Annotated in this window: 19 protein-coding genes and 2 pseudogenes; 6 read left to right on the top strand and 15 right to left on the bottom strand. The window is 36.0% G+C overall.

Translation table 11 applies throughout. From position 1 onward, the window contains the following. Positions 1 to 89: 89 nt before the first annotated feature. The 10 genes and pseudogenes from JCM9157_RS02335 to JCM9157_RS02295 form a co-directional block, all read right to left on the bottom strand. On the bottom strand, positions 90 to 812 hold the full coding sequence (locus JCM9157_RS02335) for an amino acid ABC transporter ATP-binding protein (protein WP_035661649.1): 723 nt from the start codon (positions 810 to 812) through the stop codon (positions 90 to 92). Further along, entirely contained in the window at positions 805 to 1,461 is a 657-nt protein-coding gene (locus tag JCM9157_RS02330; RefSeq protein WP_035661646.1) for an amino acid ABC transporter permease, read from the bottom strand. Before JCM9157_RS02330 ends, JCM9157_RS02335 begins: the two co-directional genes overlap by 8 nt. Positions 1,462 to 1,552: 91 nt before the next feature. Further along, a pseudogene (locus JCM9157_RS23190) lies at positions 1,553 to 2,344 on the bottom strand (transporter substrate-binding domain-containing protein); the annotation flags it as partial. Between the two features lie 301 nt (positions 2,345 to 2,645). Next, complete coding sequence (locus JCM9157_RS24845) at positions 2,646 to 2,792, bottom strand: hypothetical protein (protein ID WP_162831747.1); 147 nt, start codon at positions 2,790 to 2,792, stop codon at positions 2,646 to 2,648. A 179-nt stretch (positions 2,793 to 2,971) separates the two neighbouring features. Continuing rightward, a complete protein-coding gene (locus JCM9157_RS02320) occupies positions 2,972 to 4,798 on the bottom strand; it encodes a PAS domain-containing sensor histidine kinase (protein WP_052012896.1) in 1,827 nt (608 codons plus the stop codon). Between the two features lie 144 nt (positions 4,799 to 4,942). Then, positions 4,943 to 5,791, bottom strand: a complete 849-nt coding sequence (locus JCM9157_RS02315; RefSeq protein WP_035661643.1) for a manganese catalase — start codon at positions 5,789 to 5,791, stop codon at positions 4,943 to 4,945. 112 nt (positions 5,792 to 5,903) lie between these two features. Continuing rightward, complete coding sequence (locus JCM9157_RS02310) at positions 5,904 to 6,368, bottom strand: spore coat protein (protein WP_035661641.1); 465 nt, start codon at positions 6,366 to 6,368, stop codon at positions 5,904 to 5,906. A gap of 175 nt (positions 6,369 to 6,543) precedes the next feature. Further along, the gene (locus JCM9157_RS02305; RefSeq protein WP_052012895.1) at positions 6,544 to 6,921 is read right to left on the bottom strand and encodes a spore coat protein; all 378 of its coding nucleotides are present in this window, start codon (positions 6,919 to 6,921) and stop codon (positions 6,544 to 6,546) included. Between the two features lie 138 nt (positions 6,922 to 7,059). Beyond that, positions 7,060 to 7,413 carry a hypothetical protein gene (locus JCM9157_RS02300; protein WP_035661638.1) on the bottom strand — a complete coding sequence of 118 codons (354 nt, stop codon included), beginning with the start codon at positions 7,411 to 7,413 and terminating at the stop codon, positions 7,060 to 7,062. Between the two features lie 180 nt (positions 7,414 to 7,593). Continuing rightward, positions 7,594 to 9,312 (bottom strand): BCCT family transporter, encoded by a 1,719-nt coding sequence (locus tag JCM9157_RS02295; RefSeq protein ID WP_035661637.1) that lies wholly within the window; start codon positions 9,310 to 9,312, stop codon positions 7,594 to 7,596. Between the two features lie 272 nt (positions 9,313 to 9,584). On the opposite strand from JCM9157_RS02295, the gene JCM9157_RS02290 reads away from it, so the two are divergent. The 3 genes from JCM9157_RS02290 to msrB all read left to right on the top strand — a co-directional run bounded on the left by JCM9157_RS02290 (position 9,585) and on the right by msrB (position 11,094). Beyond that, positions 9,585 to 10,061, top strand: a complete 477-nt coding sequence (locus JCM9157_RS02290; protein ID WP_035661634.1) for a hypothetical protein — start codon at positions 9,585 to 9,587, stop codon at positions 10,059 to 10,061. Positions 10,062 to 10,124: 63 nt separating this feature from the next. Continuing rightward, on the top strand, positions 10,125 to 10,658 hold the full coding sequence (msrA, locus tag JCM9157_RS02285) for a peptide-methionine (S)-S-oxide reductase MsrA (protein WP_035661632.1): 534 nt from the start codon (positions 10,125 to 10,127) through the stop codon (positions 10,656 to 10,658). Position 10,659: 1 nt separating this feature from the next. Next, a complete protein-coding gene (gene msrB / locus JCM9157_RS02280; protein ID WP_035661629.1) occupies positions 10,660 to 11,094 on the top strand; it encodes a peptide-methionine (R)-S-oxide reductase MsrB in 435 nt (144 codons plus the stop codon). 55 nt (positions 11,095 to 11,149) lie between these two features. On the opposite strand, the gene JCM9157_RS02275 is transcribed toward msrB, so the two are convergent. Continuing rightward, a complete protein-coding gene (locus JCM9157_RS02275) occupies positions 11,150 to 11,335 on the bottom strand; it encodes a hypothetical protein (protein WP_035661626.1) in 186 nt (61 codons plus the stop codon). Between the two features lie 190 nt (positions 11,336 to 11,525). On the opposite strand from JCM9157_RS02275, the gene JCM9157_RS02270 reads away from it, so the two are divergent. Genes JCM9157_RS02270 through JCM9157_RS02260 form a run of 3 tightly spaced genes read left to right on the top strand, consistent with a single transcriptional unit; the run spans position 11,526 to position 13,217 of the window. Next, positions 11,526 to 12,257: an esterase family protein gene (locus JCM9157_RS02270; protein WP_035661624.1), complete on the top strand. Its 732-nt coding sequence runs from the start codon at positions 11,526 to 11,528 to the stop codon at positions 12,255 to 12,257. Between the two features lie 12 nt (positions 12,258 to 12,269). Then, a complete protein-coding gene (locus tag JCM9157_RS02265; RefSeq protein WP_035661622.1) occupies positions 12,270 to 12,785 on the top strand; it encodes a YjcG family protein in 516 nt (171 codons plus the stop codon). Between the two features lie 6 nt (positions 12,786 to 12,791). Then, entirely contained in the window at positions 12,792 to 13,217 is a 426-nt protein-coding gene (locus JCM9157_RS02260; protein WP_035661620.1) for a GNAT family N-acetyltransferase, read from the top strand. 168 nt (positions 13,218 to 13,385) lie between these two features. On the opposite strand, the gene JCM9157_RS25620 is transcribed toward JCM9157_RS02260, so the two are convergent. The 4 genes and pseudogenes from JCM9157_RS25620 to thiD form a co-directional block, all read right to left on the bottom strand. After that, complete coding sequence (locus JCM9157_RS25620; protein WP_035661831.1) at positions 13,386 to 13,718, bottom strand: MTH1187 family thiamine-binding protein; 333 nt, start codon at positions 13,716 to 13,718, stop codon at positions 13,386 to 13,388. 72 nt (positions 13,719 to 13,790) lie between these two features. Further along, positions 13,791 to 14,477 (bottom strand): annotated as a pseudogene (locus JCM9157_RS25615) (DUF1385 domain-containing protein); the annotation flags it as partial. A 38-nt stretch (positions 14,478 to 14,515) separates the two neighbouring features. Then, complete coding sequence (locus tag JCM9157_RS02250; RefSeq protein ID WP_035661619.1) at positions 14,516 to 15,097, bottom strand: hypothetical protein; 582 nt, start codon at positions 15,095 to 15,097, stop codon at positions 14,516 to 14,518. A 242-nt stretch (positions 15,098 to 15,339) separates the two neighbouring features. Next, complete coding sequence (gene thiD, locus JCM9157_RS02245; protein ID WP_035661617.1) at positions 15,340 to 16,137, bottom strand: bifunctional hydroxymethylpyrimidine kinase/phosphomethylpyrimidine kinase; 798 nt, start codon at positions 16,135 to 16,137, stop codon at positions 15,340 to 15,342. Positions 16,138 to 16,169 lie beyond the last annotated feature (32 nt).

The raw sequence follows: 16,169 nt of genomic DNA, 5'->3' as shown, positions 1-16,169 counted from the left end.
TATCCTAAAAGTCCTTTGACCTTCAGGATAATCCCAGAACAAAATATGTGTTTTCCATTTACGCCTAGTTCGTTGTTTTAACACCATATCTATAATACTTTTTCCAAGAAATCCTTTGCACGTTCGGATTTTGGTGATGAGAAGAATTCATTTGGTGGCGCATCTTCCATTAAAATACCTTGGTCTAGAAATAGCACACGATCAGCGACCTCACGAGCAAAGCCCATTTCATGAGTCACAATGGCCATCGTCATACCAGAATTTGCAAGATTCTTCATAACTTCAAGAACTTCTTTTACCATCTCTGGATCAAGCGCGGATGTAGGTTCATCAAACAACATAACCTCAGGTTCCATGGCTAAAGCTCTCGCGATTGCAACCCTTTGTTTCTGCCCTCCAGAAAGACGACTTGGGTATTCATCACGTTTCTCAAGTAGTCCCACTTTTTTCAGTAAATTTTCAGCTTTCTCTGTCGCTTCCTGCTTAGAAATTCCTTTTACAGTCATTGGTGCATAAGTTAAATTACCTAAAACCGTCATATGAGGAAACAAGTGAAAATGTTGAAACACCATCCCAATCTGTTGACGTACACGTAATACATTAGTTTTAGGATTTGTTAACTCATCACCATCTACCCAAATCTTTCCTGAGGTAGGTTTCTCAAGTAAATTCATACATCTAAGTAACGTTGATTTCCCTGAACCAGATGGTCCAATAATGGCCACAACATCACCTTTTTTTATTTCTGTTGAAATTCCTTTTAATACTTCAATTTTCCCAAACGATTTATGCAATTCGTCAACCTTAATCACTTCGTTGCAACCTCCTCTCAATGAGACGACCGATAATGGTAAGTACCATTACAAGTAAGTAATAAATTAACCCAACGAAAAGAAGAGCTTCAAAATAGCGGTAGATTTGTGCATTCAATACTTGAGCACGACGCATCAAGTCCATGACCCCAATAATTGAAACAATTGCTGATTCTTTCGTAAGATTAATAAACTCATTAAATAGCGCAGGCAAAATGTTGCGGAAAGCTTGAGGAAGAATAATCCTTAACATTGTTGGGCGATAAGGAATTCCCAAAGCCTCAGCTGCTTCTTTTTGTCCCTTATCAACTGCTTGAATACCTGCTCTAATAATTTCTGACACATAAGCTGCAGAGTTCAAACCAAAAGCAAGAACCCCAGCTACATAAGCTGAAATATCAAACCCAAATTGCGGTATTCCAAAATAAATAATAGATAATTGTAAAATTAAAGGAGTTCCACGGAAAACAGATGTATATGCATCTGCAAACCAGCGCAACACTCTAAACCTGCCAATTTTTAAGATCGACAAGATGATTCCCAAAACGAGACCTAACACTAATGCCGCTGATACGAATTGTAACGTGACCCCTATCCCTTGTAGTAAAAAAGGAATATGGGGAACGATTTGGCTAAAGTCCAAATTCATGTTCGATTTATCCTTCCTGTTTTATTTCTTATTAAAACATAACACATCCCGCGGCAAAATATGCACGCGGGTATGATTAGAGATGTTATTAGTTTGAATTTAAGTGACCTTCTGCTACTGTATCTTCCATAAGAACTGCATCAATTCTTCCTGCATTTAATTCTTGCATAATTTCAGGAATACGATTTAACTTCACCACTTCAAAACCATACTCTTCAGCTAGTTCTTCAGCTTCGCCTTCTTGAATCGAACCTAATTGAACCCCAACTTTTAAACCAGCTAAATCTTCAAGAGTAGAAACATTAGTTTTCTCTTTGGTAACAATTAAGTTTACAGCTTCATAATAAATATCGGAAAAGTCCACATTAGTTTTACGCTCTTCTGTTGGTGTCATCCCTGCTAAAACAAAGTCAACACGACCTGCTTCCATAGCCGGAATTAAAGCATTAAAGTCCATATCTTCAATTTGTAGCGTATAACCCAATTCACTTGTAATGTACTTAGCAATATCAATATCAAAACCAATAATTTCGCCTGTTGCAAGATCAATAGATTCATATGGAGGATAATCAGCTGATGTCCCCATCACTAAAGTAGTTGACCCTTCTGTTGGCTCAGCTACATCCGATTCTCCAGCCTCACCAGCATCAAACCACTGTACAATTAGCTCATCCATTTTACCACTTTCAACTAACTCATTTAACTTTTCATTAAACGGTTCAACAAGCTCACTGCCTTTAGGGAACGCAATCGCAGATCCTAACTCACCTTCAGTCGGTATAGCAAAACTTACTAGCTGATCGGCATCGTCACCACCACATCCTGCTAATAAACCTACTGATAAAACTGCAGACAACCCTAACTTCCACCATTTCTTTTTCATAACTTATACCCCCATATATTCTCTATTAATATAATAATTATTCTTGTACATGCATATTAACACATACTTATTATGAATGGAAACATTTTTTAGTAATCTTATTCTATTATTTTATAGCAGAACAGTTGATCTCCTTCAACTAGTTATGTATATTTTCTGTCAGACTATTTTGCTTTTTCTGTATAATATTCGTATATATCTATCTTATTCTTACACTTCAAAAAAAATGAAAAAAACTGACTCAGTTCATAAAATACCGAGTCAGTTTACTTAAGTATATTTCTTGTTATCCCATTACTTCTTAATCAGTTGTTTCCTCTTCAGCTGGCTCATCAATTACAGCTGGATCCTCAACTGGTGCATTTTCATCTACTGGCTCTCCACAAGCTGCTAAAACACTTACAGATAATGCCCCTGCTAAAATCGTATAAAGTAGTTTCTTACTCATCGTAAATTCCTCCTTTAAAGTTGAGTTGGATTTTTCTTGTTGTGCTTCCAACTGTACTCATCTTACTAAACTCCTACCTAGGTTAGAAGATATCCTTCTCCTTTTACAAATTTTCACAAATTGATTTGACATTATCACAATCGAACTAGTTACTTTTCAATATTTGAACTCATACATTTTTATATTTCACTTTGCTGATACGGTCTCTTTATATTTTCAGAGATGCCATATCTATTGTCAGCAGGAATGATTACTTCCATTCTAGTTCCGATTCCTACTCTACTATAAATATTTAATACCCCATTGTGATGTTCTATAATTTTAAGGCAAACCATTAAACCTAAACCCGTTCCTTTTTCTTTGGTTGAATAGAACGGTTCTCCGAGTCGCTCAATTCGCTCATGAGCAATCCCGCACCCGTTATCTTCGACTTGAATACACACTTGCTTATCTGGATAATTTAAGATCCTCACATGAATAGTTCCATATTCTTGAAAAGCCTCAATTGAATTTTTCAGTAAGTTAATTACCACTTGTTTTAATTTCTTTTCTAGACCATAAATATTTGGTACTTGTTCATACTCAAATTCAACAGTGACATTATTCATATTTGATTGAGCTTTTGTTAACGTCAATACTTGACTTACTAGCTGATGAACATCAATCTCTTTGAATTCCTGCTCAGAATTAGGTCTAGCAAGCGTTAAATATTCAAAGATAATTGACTCAACACGAACTAATTCCTCTAAAACAAGACTAAGATAAACAGGATTGTAGCTTTGTTCTTTCTGAAATAGCTGCAAAAAACCTTTTACTGTTGTAAGAGGGTTTCTTATTTCGTGTGCTACTCCTGCAGCAAGTTGAGCAACGACTTGTAATTTATCCGATTTTCTAATAATATCGTCCATCTTTTTTCTTTCTGATATATCTTTTAATATTGTTCTAAATGCAGTTTTCCCTTTATACATAATAAGTGTCGTCGTTGTTTCCACTTCTAACTTTTCTCCATTGCACTTTGTTAAAGTATAAATTGAACTGGTTACTTTTCTTTTTCGATTAAGGAGTAAGCGAATATTTTCTCGCGCTCGATTATGATCTTCTGCTACGATGGCCTTAAAAATTAACCCAGCTTTATTCACTTCATCCATACCAAAAAGTTTTTTTCCAGCAGGATTAATATAAATAAGATTCTTCCCATCATGAATAGAAATGGTTTCGGGCGTATTTTCAACCAAACTTCTAAACTTCATTTCATTTTCTCTGAGTTTCTTTTCCATTTTCTTTCTAACCGTAATATTTATAAAATAGATAATTACTTGATTATCTGAACGATAGGCTCTAACGTCATACCACTCATCAAAACTTTCTTTATAGATTTCTAGTTCCGTATATTCTTCCCCAGCTAACAGCTGATACACTTTTTGAAACAACTTTTCACTATTACTTTTCTTTAAAATTGACCAGAAATCACAGTTTGTTAAAGTTTCACCTTTTCGCGTGAGAATTCTTTCTGCTTCTGTATTTGCAAAAATGAATTGCCCATCTAAACGGATAGCAATAATCGCATCTTTTATTCCGTCTAAAATCTTCCTTGGTATCTTAATCTCATCACGTTCATGTAACTTCGCTTTTAATAATGGATAGTTCCTGTTTTGAATCTTCGTATTAAGTTTATCCAGTTGCACATGAAAGGTTAACGTGTCATTCGTAGTTACATCTGTAACAGTAAATAATATAGTAAGCAAATAACCAGCGCCATGAAGTAACGTTCTTTCGAGTTGCTGTTGGTAAAAACCTTTCTTCAGCATAGGTTCTTCTTTCAATAATTCGTCTTCAACGTCATTAATGATAAAAGATTCAAGAGATAACAATAATAAATCTTTTTTTGAGTAACCTAATTGTTCACAAAATGCTTGATTTACAAATAAAAACTCTCCTTTTTTATTAACTACTGCTTGTCCCTGTAGTGATGCTTCAAGACATAAAGAAAAAACAGAACCATTCATTCACATTCTCCTAACACTTTCTATTATCCGATAAAATTCTGCAAAATTCTCAAAAACCCTTTTTATTTTCAAACTATTATGTAATTAGAGTTGGGTATTAAAACGAACTCCACTTAACTGATAAGCAGGAGCTCGTTTCTAGCGTTACCCCATGTTAGGAGGTAAGTGTGGACCTTTTGGTAACACTGTATTGTGAACATATAATGGTGCTGGACGTAATTTAGGTATTTTTCCAAAAGGCTTAGGGTTGTGGTAATACTTAAATTCACCTAATCCATCCATACTACGCCCGTAAGCCCAACGTCCCTCTTTAGAAGCAGTTCCTCCAGATAAATCATAGTAATCATAAGCTACTTCTGACTTTTCTAATTCACGTGGGAACGTACTAGGGACAACAATATTTTCTTTTTCTTCTAGTTCGCAAATAGCAGCATACCATTGGTTCTGATGCATAGTATCTCGAGCAATTAAGAAAGAAAGCATATCCTTAACACCAGGATCTGTTGTCATCTCATATAATCTGACCGCTTGTAAACGACCTTGAGATTCATACGTTAAGTTCAGACGGAAATCCGCTAACAAATTTCCACTAGCATTAATATATGCTGCCGTCCATGGGTTTCCAACACTATCAGCTGGCATTGCACCAAGGCCACTAACAATCGCATGTTGTGGATTCATCCCCCCTAATACAGCTCCAATCACTGGATCTTGAGCTGCAGCTTCTTGATCGCCAACAGGAGCATTATCTAATAAACGCGCAATCATTGTAGCTAACATTTCAACGTGAGCCATCTCTTCTGTACCTGTTGCTAATAATAGATCACGATATTTTTCTTCGCCGCGAACATTCCAGCCTTGGAACATATATTGGAGAGCAACTGAGATTTCTCCAAATTGGCCCCCTAATATTTCTTGTAGCTTCTTTGCGTAGACGGCATCTGGTCTAGTCGGTTTAGCATTGTACTGCAATTGGTCGACATGATAAAACATAATTTCAACTCCTTTAATTATACGTACATAGCTAATCTATTCAGCTGACCTCCGTTTGGTTACTGAACAAAAAAAAGGGCAGAGAGGACCCTGCCCTGCCTTCTTCTACCGTTTAAAGCACATCTAAGTTAACTAGTAGCGCTAGAAGAATTTGAAGTAATAGTTGAATGTTAACACCAATTTGTGTATCAGTTGTTGTTACTTCAACATTACGTGAATTTTCAATTACAGTTTTTTGGTAGTTCATTTGCTTTGTCTTTGTGCTTTGTAATAATTCTTGAGTGATTTGTTCTGCTTGATCCGCACTTGCAACAGAAATACTAATTACTAAAGCGATCGCTGCTTGTAATGAAGCTTGTAAAGACACCGCCGCTTTTGTATCTGTTGAGCTCACCGTTACATCACAAGAATCTTTAATGAAGATATACTCCTCTGAGAATTGTAAAGTTTTATCTACTTGACCAGCCTCCTGTACTACGTCCTCATTACCTGCTGATGTTGGATGGCATGCTTTTGGATCAAGAGCAGACCACGCTGTTTCTTCCTTCTTCGTTGAATAATATACATCTTGATTCATTTTCATTTCCTCCTTTCCGTTCTAATTTACACTATGTATCGTACTCAGATTTGCTTGGTCGTTTGCCTCAGGTAAAACGCCTAATTTTCCTATTTGTCCCATAAATAGCATAAAAAAGAAGGAGGTGACTTATTTAAGTCACCTCCCTCCCTAACGACTTTTTCCGTTCAATTTTTTATAAAACATCCAAGTTTACTAATAAAGCTAAAAGAATTTGTAATAGTAATTGGATGTTCACCCCTACTTGGGTATCAGTAGTTGTAACATCAACATTCTTAGAATTTTCAATTACTGTTTTCTGGATTGTAACTTGTTTCGTTTTAGTTGTTTGTAACAATTCTTGAGTAATTCTTTCTGCTTGATCTGCACTTGCCACTGACACGCTAATGACTAACGCAATCGCAGCTTGTAAAGAGGCTTGAAGTGAAACAGCAGCTTTTGTATCTGTTGAACTAACTGTAACATCACAAGAATCTTTCACCATTATTAATTCCTCAGATCGCTGTAATGTTTTATTTAATTGATCAGCTTCTTGAGTAAATACTTGACTCATTTTTCCATTCCTCCTTTACGGTTCTAATTTACCTTATTATTTTTTTGAAATTATGTTTGGTCATTTGTCCCAAGAAAAACGCCTAATTTGTATTTCACACAAAAAAGTGATGGCTTTTTAAAAAGCCATCACAACGTTTTACTTATTTAATTTGTTAATAAATGTCTTCACTTTTTGTAAGTCATTGTTTCCTTCAATCAATTTTTTTATTGATTCTTTCACTACCGGATTTGTCTTCGAAGCTGTATTATCTGTTGCATTCTCTTCAGTTGCTTCAATTGCTTCAGTTTGATTCGTTTGTGCAAAGTCATTTTCACTCAATGTTTTATTCTGATTATCAAGGAATCTCTCCACTTCTGATTGCAATTCTCCAACTACTTTCTTTACTTTTTCTTTATCATCGTCAGTTAAATCTGAAGCAGGGTTCACTTTATGCTTGCTAAGAATCTTCTTGACCATTATATCCATTAGATCTTGCTGATAATTACTCATCTAAATGCATCCTTTCTCCTCAGTCTAGCCTGATGGCATTATTAGACTATGATACAAGCGCTTGTGTTGTGTAAATGTTTTGCGAGATTAGGCAGTTTATATCTTAAATTATTAATAACAACAGCAAAAGGTCCAAAAAAAAGTGCCCTTTTTAGGAGCACTTTTACGTAAATTTTCTTTTTATTTCTTCTTTTGATCTTCTTGCATTTGATTCAATTCATCAATCAGATTATCTTTAATCTCATCTTTTATTTCTTCCAAAACTTCCTCTTTCATCTCTCCAATTACTTCATCTCTCATTTCTTCTAATACTTCTTCTTTAATTTCTTGATACATTTCTTCTCTTATTTCTGCTTTTATCTCTTTTCGGTTTTTCCTTTTTCTTTTCTTTCCTTCTGCTTGATAATCTTTTCCTAGCATCATTAACATAGAGATAATCATAATTGTCATGATAATAGCAAAAGGCAATGCGGCAATGATTGAAGCTGTTTGTAGAGCTCCTAATCCTCCATCACCACTTATGAGAAGAACACTTGCTGTCCCTGCTATTAGAAGTCCCCACAACATCTTTACAAACAGACTAGGATTTAAGCTACCATTTGTTGTCATAGCACCTAAGACATAAGAAGCTGAATCAGCAGACGTTATAAAAAAGATTAAAATTAAAACGACTGCAATAAAACTTGTGATAGCACTTAACGGAAGTTCTCCGAGCGTCGCAAAAAGAGCGAGCTCAACATTACTCATGACTAAGTCACCAATTGGAGCAACACCTGCAATTTCCAAATTTAAAGCTGTTCCTCCAAACGTAGTAAACCAAAGCACAGCTAGTAAAGATGGTACTAATAAAACCCCAGCCATAAACTCTCTAATTGTACGTCCTCTAGAAATTCTGGCTATAAATATCCCCATGAACGGAGCCCAGGCAATATGCCAAGCCCAAAAGAAAATCGTATTCGTTCCAAGCCAAGTGCTTTCAGTGAAAGGGGTCATCGTTAAACTCATTGCAGCCACGTTCGTGATGTATCCACCTAAAGTAGTCACAAAACTCTCTAATATAAATAAAGTTGGACCAACTACAATGACAAATACTAACAAAATACCAGCCACTGCTAAATTAATATTACTTAAGCGTTTAATTCCCTTGTCTACACCTTTTGCTGCCGAAAACATAAAAAGAAAAGTTACAATTGCAATAATTGTTGTTTGTGTCACAATCGTATTTGGAATTGGTGAAATATAAGAAAGCCCCCCCGTTATTTGAAGAGCACTTAACCCAAATGTCGTTGCTACACCCGTACACGTTGCGATTACAGCTAGAATATCAATAGATTTGCCTACCCAGCCGTTTACTCGATCTCCGATGATCGGATAAAAAGCAGAGCTGATTAATGCAGGACGATCCTTTCTAAATTGAACATATGCTAAAGTTAGCCCTACGATTGAAAAGATGGCCCAAGGATGTAAACCCCAATGGAAAACAGCGTAACGTAATCCAGCCACTGCAGCTTCTGGTGTTTCGGGATTGATTCCCATAGGAGTATCGAAATAATAAAGGACAGGTTCTGCTACGCCCCAAAAAACAAAGCCAACTCCAATCCCAGCCGCAAATAACATTCCGATCCATGAGTACCATGAATACTCTGGGCGTTCATCTGGTTTTCCTAATCTAATTTTTCCTAAAGGACTAATCGCTAAGATCATAACGAATAATACAAAAAAAGCAGTCGAAAGCATATAAAACCAGCCAAAGTTATTTAACATCCATTCAAGTCCTTCTCCTGCAGCTGCATTTAATGATCCCGGTGCTAAAGCTCCCCATAAAACGAAAATCCCAACTAAAATAGCCGAGATGATGAGGACCATACCCGGTTTATTGTTATTATGTACTTGACTCATTTCTACCTTCCTTTCCTCATAACCAAACAGCAACTTTTATCTGTAATGTCTTCCCTCTTTTCTTCTTAATTAAACCTTATCTTATTTTATTGCTGCTAAAAATATGCAAATTAAGTTGTTGAATTAATTATTGAGACTTTATGGGTAAAAACCTCTTTTGAAAGGTAAACTACATGATACAAAAGTATCCTACATTTAGTTAAATAACCTCGTTAGCTCTTTAAAAAGTAAACCAAAATGAAATGAAATGATCATCTGAAAGGTTGTTGTCAATGGGACGTGAGCGTAAAACCGAAGCCATTTTTTGGAGTATTGCTTTCCCTGGTTTTGGTCAATTTTTAAATAAAAAATATGGGAAAGGCCTAGTCTTCATTATATTGGAAATTATTGTGAATGTACAAGCGCGTTTAAACGCAGCAATAATTCCTAGTTTCTATGGACAAGGGCATGTTGCAAATGAAATAGTAAATTATCAATGGATCATGTTCTATCCATGTATTTATTTATTTTCTATGTGGGATGCTTACCGTGATGCTGGAGGAAAAGATGTACGCTATGCTGCAATTCCATTTGCTATTTCAGCCTATTGCGGCACAGTTGGAGTCATCTACTCACACAGCGTTTCTATATCAGGTCACATCCTTGGTGTTATTTGGCTTCCAATCCTTTTTCATATTGGCGGCTACTTAATCGGCATCGTAGTCAGAGCTATTATTCTTAAGGTTTCTCCTGTAGATCCCCAAACATAGTTGAAAGCGTTTTGTTTCTTGTTCCATTGACAAATTGGTATACTAGTTTAAAGGAGGTAGGATATGGATCATTCAAATTATGAAATCGCTACTTTTGCTGGAGGATGTTTTTGGTGCATGGTTAAGCCTTTTGACCAGTTTGATGGCATAGAGAAAGTCACATCAGGTTATACAGGTGGACACACAGAAAATCCAACATATAAAGAAGTGTGTTCCGAAACAACCGGACACTACGAAGCCGTTCAGATCATTTTTAACCCGTCTGTTTTCTCTTATGAAAACTTACTAGATGTTTTTTGGAGACAAATAGATCCCACAGATCCAGGCGGACAATTTTTCGATCGTGGACATTCCTATCGAACAGCTATTTTCTATCATACAAACGAGCAAAAACAATTAGCCGAAGCATCAAAGGAAAGGTTGAACAAAAGCTTTAAGTTTAAACTACCTGTTGCCACACAAATATTGCCTGCAAAACCTTTTTATCCGGCTGAAGACTATCACCAAGATTATTACAAGAAAAACCCTGTTCATTACCAGAGATATAAAACCGGTTCTGGACGTGAAGCTTTTATTAATACATATTGGGGGAAATGAGATGAACAAAGAATCAAAAGAAGAGTTAAAAAAACGCCTAACACCTATGCAATATCATGTAACTCAGGAAAACGGAACAGAACCACCTTTTCAAAACGAGTACTATAAGACAGAAGATGAGGGCATTTATGTCGATATCGTCTCTGGAAAACCATTATTTAGTTCTACTGACAAATACGATGCTGGTTGTGGTTGGCCTAGTTTTACAAAGCCAATTACTGAGGAAGAAATTTTAGAGAAAGAAGATCGAAGTCACTTTATGGTTCGTACAGAAGTTCGAAGCAAGGAGTCTGATGCTCATCTTGGTCATGTTTTCAACGATGGTCCTGGCCCTACCCAACTTCGCTATTGTATAAATTCCGCAGCCCTTAAATTTATCCCTAAATCCGACTTAGAAAAAGAAGGATATGCACTTTACCAGAAGTTATTTGATTAAAACAATGTCTCAAGTTTTTACACTTGAGACATTGCTTTATTTTTGTCGTTCATTATTACACAATTTCGTCATACGTGTAACGAACGACATACTTGTCTGTTCGTAATCTTTTAATTTCCACTAACGGACCTATCTCATAACCATTTGTCCAATTATCTTCAATCTTAGCTTTAATGCACCCTGCTTGAAACTTTGATCGAAATACTTGTTTGTAATAAATCCACTTTGGCACTTTTTTCATGATCTCTCTACCTTTCTAGACGACCCTTTATGATATATTACAAAATGATGGTCTACTTCTCAAATAGCAAATCTCTACTTCTCAAGATTAGTATATATATATTATATACAAGAATAAAATGGCTTAACATAGCATTCTTAGCATTCATTAGGTAAAATATAATCAATGATTTAAAGGAAAGGATGAGAAGATGGTTAAAAGACCTATTGCTGGGGCTATAACAGAAAAAAAAGTTAGAAGTGAAGAGCTAAACGATGAGATGTCATTACTCATTTATACTCCTCCAAATTTCACTCCTTTGCAAACTTATGACATACTTATTTGTCAGGATGGCAATGATTACTTTCAGCTCGGCAGAATCCCAAGGCAAATAGAAGAATTAATCGAAGAAGGAGAGATAAAGGAGACAATTGTAATTGGTGTTCCTTACCCTTCTGTTAGCGAAAGAAGGCAACGTTATCATCCTAATGGAGAAAAAGTGGAAGCTTACATACGCTTTTTAGCAAATGAGCTTCTTCCCTTTATTGAAGATACCTATCCAACTCACCAGCTAGCCTCAGGTCGAACTCTTGCAGGTGATTCGTTAGCTGGAACTGTATCATTATTAACATCTTTACGCTATCCAAGCCTATTTGGACAAATTATGCTTCATTCACCATTTGTAAATGAAACGGTTTTAGAAGCAATTAAAGATTGTCAGAAACCGGAGTTGCTAAGTATCTATCATGTAATTGGAAACAAAGAAACAGCCGTAAAAACAACTGATGGTCAAATCATAGATTTTATAACTCCAAACAAAGAAATGTCTGAACTTATCCGAACGAAATCATTCACTTATTCGTTTTTTGAATTTGATGGCGACCACACTTGGACTCACTGGCAAAAAGACTTACCTAGAGGTTTAATAACACTCTTATCTTAAGGAGGAATATTTGTGAAATACGGAATTGCATTGTTTCCATCAAAACCATTGCAAGATCAAGCAAACTCTTATCGAATGCGTTATGATTCTCACTACGCCCTTATTCCACCTCATATTACGTTAAAAGAAACGTTTGAGGTCGATGACAGTGACCTTCCCCAACTTCTAGCAAATATTAGAGAGGTCGCTAAAAATGCAGAGCCTGCTTTGATAGAAGTTTATAAAGTTGATACGTTTTCTCCTCAATCTAATACCATTTTCTTTAAAATACGAGAGGATGTATCATTAACTAATCTTTATGAAGCCTTACATAGTGACCCTTTTGAACCAAATCCTAAATACGGATTTATCCCTCATCTAACGATCGGACAAGATCTTTCGAATGATGAGCATGCAGATGTCGTAGGTAGACTCAAGATGGGTTCCTTTTCGCATCAGGAAACAATTAATCGCATGCAATTACTTTATCAACTTGAGAACGGTTCTTGGACTGTTTATGAAACATTTCACCTTGGAAAGGAAGCTTAATTAAACATGTATGTAGAAATAGTTGAGACAAAGAAACAATTAGATGATGCTTTTAAAGTACGAACGGAAGTATTTGTAGAAGAACAGAGAGTTCCGATGGAAGAAGAAATTGACCAATACGAAGACGAGGCTATTCACTTTGTTGTTTACGATAAGCAACAAAGTGCTGTAGGTGCAGGAAGACTTCGTTTTGTAGATGGATACGGAAAAATTGAGCGTATTTGTATTCAAAAAAATCAACGAGGAACCGGTACTGGAAAATTACTAATGGAGAAGATAGAAAACGTTGCTAAGCAAAAAGGCGCAACTCAATCAAAGTTAAATGCTCAGATTCAAGCTCAACCATTTTACCAAAAATTAGGGTATGAGACCGTTTCAGAAGAGTTTCTAGATGCTGGAATTCCGCATGTAACAATGATTAAAACATTTTAATGGATAGCCGTTCTTAATGTTTGTTGCAATTGAGTATGGTTGTTTTCTCTTAGTGAAGTGGATCGAAGGAACGAACACGTCATTTCTAAACAATAAAAGATTCGAAAACAGCCTAATGTAAAAAAAGCTAAACGTGGAGAAGTAATAATCCACATTAGCTTTTTTTCGTTAGTTATTCAGTTCATTTTCATTAGTAGAATTTAAATGGGCCTTTACAGCTTCTAGCTTTCCTGCCATTGTAGCATGTTTATCTCTTCGATCATCAATTCGAATATTTGTAGCTACTCTGCTTACACCATTCTTAAATGGCACTTCATGAATAGCTTGGATCACTTCAAATAAAATAGGTAACTCCCCTTCAATTAATGTACTCATAGGAGTTAATTGATAGCTTATCTTTCCATCGAAAGTTTTTAACACTTCTTGCATTTCGGCTACATACATACTTACACTAGCCGTTTCAGTACCAATCGGAATAACCGTTACATCTACGATTGCCAAGTGCTTCTCCTCCTTTTTAGATGGTATTTTTCTCACAATTAATCTCTCTGGAAACTCTTCTTTTGCTAATTTCCGGTAAGACTCAATTGACGCAATCATATGCATACGATCTGGTTCTTTTGTCGTAACATACATTTGCAACCAGTACGATAACCTTAAAATAGACTTTCGCAAAAAAACGAAACCTTTAACATCCATCAATCTTTGAATAATAGGAATAGCAAACAAACTACCATATGAGGCTATAGCTAGTGCCGAAGAGAGTTGTTTTGTTGCAAGTACGATTAGGCTTGTGCCTATTAAAACACACATAAAATAAATCACGACAGTATTAGTAGAACAATGCCTGTTCGTTATGCTCGCTTTATTAATCTGATATAATCGAGCCCGGCGAATTACTCCTCTAGCACTAAACACTTTGTGTTCAGCTCCATGATATTTTTTTAACTCGTTTGGAAAAATGAAATGAGTCCCAAACATTAAATAAAAGACTGTGTAAAACGGTAAACCACTCCACGGTAAAGGTTGCCATAATTCAATTATTTTTGGTAAGAAAATGAGCCCCAAATATATGACCGTAAATAGTTTATACCACAACGGCATCGACCAAATTACTTGCTTCATCATTTGGATTAATGTAGAAGCGCAAATCGGTTTCAGCCATGTATTTAATACTCCCTTATCGTGATAGGCACAAGCGACATGGTTTTTCCCTATGTAGAAAATTCCATTCTGATAGGATAAGCCTCTGATCTTCAAATTTAGATCATTCCTTTAATGCTTGATTGTTAGTTTTTTTATTGAAATTTTCTTATCCAATAAGGTACGTTAGCTGCATTTGTGAAAGTAGGCGCTGAAAATGTAGCATCTTCTTTTTCAAGGGGCGCATGTTCAGTCCATGTATGAAGAAGTTGAATTCTAACATCATTTTCTGTCAGGTCGGTGCCACTAACAACAACTTGTAATTGACCTAAATTTCCAAAGCTCTCATGTTCAACAATCTTATTCGAAAAGCTAAAAATGACACCATTAGCAACTTTTCCTCCTGTTTGTACTTCAATTATTTGATCGGAATGTAACAATTGCAATTCAGCTTTTTCAATTACAACATCTGTCCTGACCTTGTCACCATCCATAAAATATACAGATAGATAATCTTCTCCGTACAAACCTTCAATTGGCATAATTGTCCAATCCCAATTAGCATCTATATACAGGCCACTTTCCGTCTCTTGAATCTCTGCCTCATATTCAACCATATCCTTTAGCTCTTCATTAGTTATGGCTTCTGAGCCTTGTAAAAATTGATAGCCTCCTACTAACATGACAAGCATTAAAATCCCAGGTAGGATAAGAACTAGTTTATTCCCTTGAAACATCGCTTTTCTTTCCTTTCTTACTACTTACTCTGCAAAACTATATTGACTCAAATTAAAACGCATATTTGTCGTATGCGAAACGAAAGAGCCCTTTAAATGAGGGATACTAGAAATAAGAGGCTGGGACAAAAGAGTTTTAAAATAACGAGAATATCCGAACGAAAAGAGGGTCGCTTCGCTAAGGTTGAATCGTTCGTATGCTCATTTAAACACTTTAATATGTTACAGCCTCTAATCTTTCCTCATAGACGACGGTGAGCTGAGTGATTAGTTGGACCTATTCCTTTTCCTATATCTAAAGATAAAGTAATAGCAGCTGTAATAAATGATTTCGCTTTTTCTACTGCCTCTTTAGCTGTTCTTCCTTTTGCTAATTCAGCTGCTATTGCAGCAGCAAAGGTACATCCCGTCCCGTGTGTATGTTTTGTTTCGATACGTTTGGTTTCAAGCTCGTAAATAGTGATACCATCATAAAATAAATCAATGGCCGGGCCATCTGTTAAATGTCCCCCTTTAATAACAACATTTTTTGCCCCAAGCGAATGAAGGTCTATAGCAGCTTGCTTCATTTCCTCTATCGTTTGCATTTCAGCTCGTCCAAGGAGTTTCGCCGCTTCTGGTAAGTTTGGTGTAATTACAGTTGCTATTGGTAATAATTCCCCTATCAACGCTTTTACAGCTTCTTCTTGTAAAAGAGCAGCGCCTCCCTTAGCAATCATTACAGGATCAACAACAATATTTTTCACACTGTACTTTTTTAATTTTTGGGCAACAAGACCAATGATGTCAGCTGAGAATAACATTCCTGTTTTCACAGCATCTGCCCCAATGTCTGATAAAACCGCTTCTATTTGAGCTTCAATTGCTTCAAGTGATTGTGGGAACACTCCATGTACACCAAGGGTATTCTGAGCTGTTAAAGCCGTAATAACACTCATTCCAAATGTATCTAGTTCCTGAAAAGTCTTAATATCAGCTTGAATTCCAGCGCCACCACCACTATCAGAACCTGCTATTGTTAATGCTTTAGCAATTGTCATTTTTCTTTCCTCCCATCCTGATAAAAAAGTTA

Origin of the sequence: Halalkalibacter akibai JCM 9157, from assembly GCF_000513135.1 — a bacterium.
Classification (GTDB): domain Bacteria; phylum Bacillota; class Bacilli; order Bacillales; family Bacillaceae_D; genus Halalkalibacter; species Halalkalibacter akibai.
The sequence above is the reverse complement of the archived record's forward strand: the minus strand, read 5'-3'. Positions and strand labels throughout refer to the sequence as shown.

What these genes read in the sequence shown, in the direction of transcription:
- thiD (WP_035661617.1), bottom strand. Translation starts at nt 16,137, where the DNA reads ATGACAATTGCTAAAGCATTAACAATAGCAGGTTCTGATAGTGGTGGT.
- JCM9157_RS02260 (WP_035661620.1), top strand. Translation starts at nt 12,792, where the DNA reads ATGTATGTAGAAATAGTTGAGACAAAGAAACAATTAGATGATGCTTTT.
- JCM9157_RS02275 (WP_035661626.1), bottom strand. Translation starts at nt 11,335, where the DNA reads ATGAAAAAAGTGCCAAAGTGGATTTATTACAAACAAGTATTTCGATCA.
- JCM9157_RS02315 (WP_035661643.1), bottom strand. Translation starts at nt 5,791, where the DNA reads ATGTTTTATCATGTCGACCAATTGCAGTACAATGCTAAACCGACTAGA.
- JCM9157_RS02300 (WP_035661638.1), bottom strand. Translation starts at nt 7,413, where the DNA reads ATGAGTAATTATCAGCAAGATCTAATGGATATAATGGTCAAGAAGATT.
- msrB (WP_035661629.1), top strand. Translation starts at nt 10,660, where the DNA reads ATGAACAAAGAATCAAAAGAAGAGTTAAAAAAACGCCTAACACCTATG.
- msrA (WP_035661632.1), top strand. Translation starts at nt 10,125, where the DNA reads ATGGATCATTCAAATTATGAAATCGCTACTTTTGCTGGAGGATGTTTT.
- JCM9157_RS02310 (WP_035661641.1), bottom strand. Translation starts at nt 6,368, where the DNA reads ATGAATCAAGATGTATATTATTCAACGAAGAAGGAAGAAACAGCGTGG.
- JCM9157_RS02270 (WP_035661624.1), top strand. Translation starts at nt 11,526, where the DNA reads ATGGTTAAAAGACCTATTGCTGGGGCTATAACAGAAAAAAAAGTTAGA.
- JCM9157_RS02250 (WP_035661619.1), bottom strand. Translation starts at nt 15,097, where the DNA reads ATGTTTCAAGGGAATAAACTAGTTCTTATCCTACCTGGGATTTTAATG.
- JCM9157_RS24845 (WP_162831747.1), bottom strand. Translation starts at nt 2,792, where the DNA reads ATGAGTAAGAAACTACTTTATACGATTTTAGCAGGGGCATTATCTGTA.
- JCM9157_RS02330 (WP_035661646.1), bottom strand. Translation starts at nt 1,461, where the DNA reads ATGAATTTGGACTTTAGCCAAATCGTTCCCCATATTCCTTTTTTACTA.
- JCM9157_RS02320 (WP_052012896.1), bottom strand. Translation starts at nt 4,798, where the DNA reads ATGAATGGTTCTGTTTTTTCTTTATGTCTTGAAGCATCACTACAGGGA.
- JCM9157_RS02295 (WP_035661637.1), bottom strand. Translation starts at nt 9,312, where the DNA reads ATGAGTCAAGTACATAATAACAATAAACCGGGTATGGTCCTCATCATC.
- JCM9157_RS02305 (WP_052012895.1), bottom strand. Translation starts at nt 6,921, where the DNA reads ATGAGTCAAGTATTTACTCAAGAAGCTGATCAATTAAATAAAACATTA.
- JCM9157_RS02290 (WP_035661634.1), top strand. Translation starts at nt 9,585, where the DNA reads ATGGGACGTGAGCGTAAAACCGAAGCCATTTTTTGGAGTATTGCTTTC.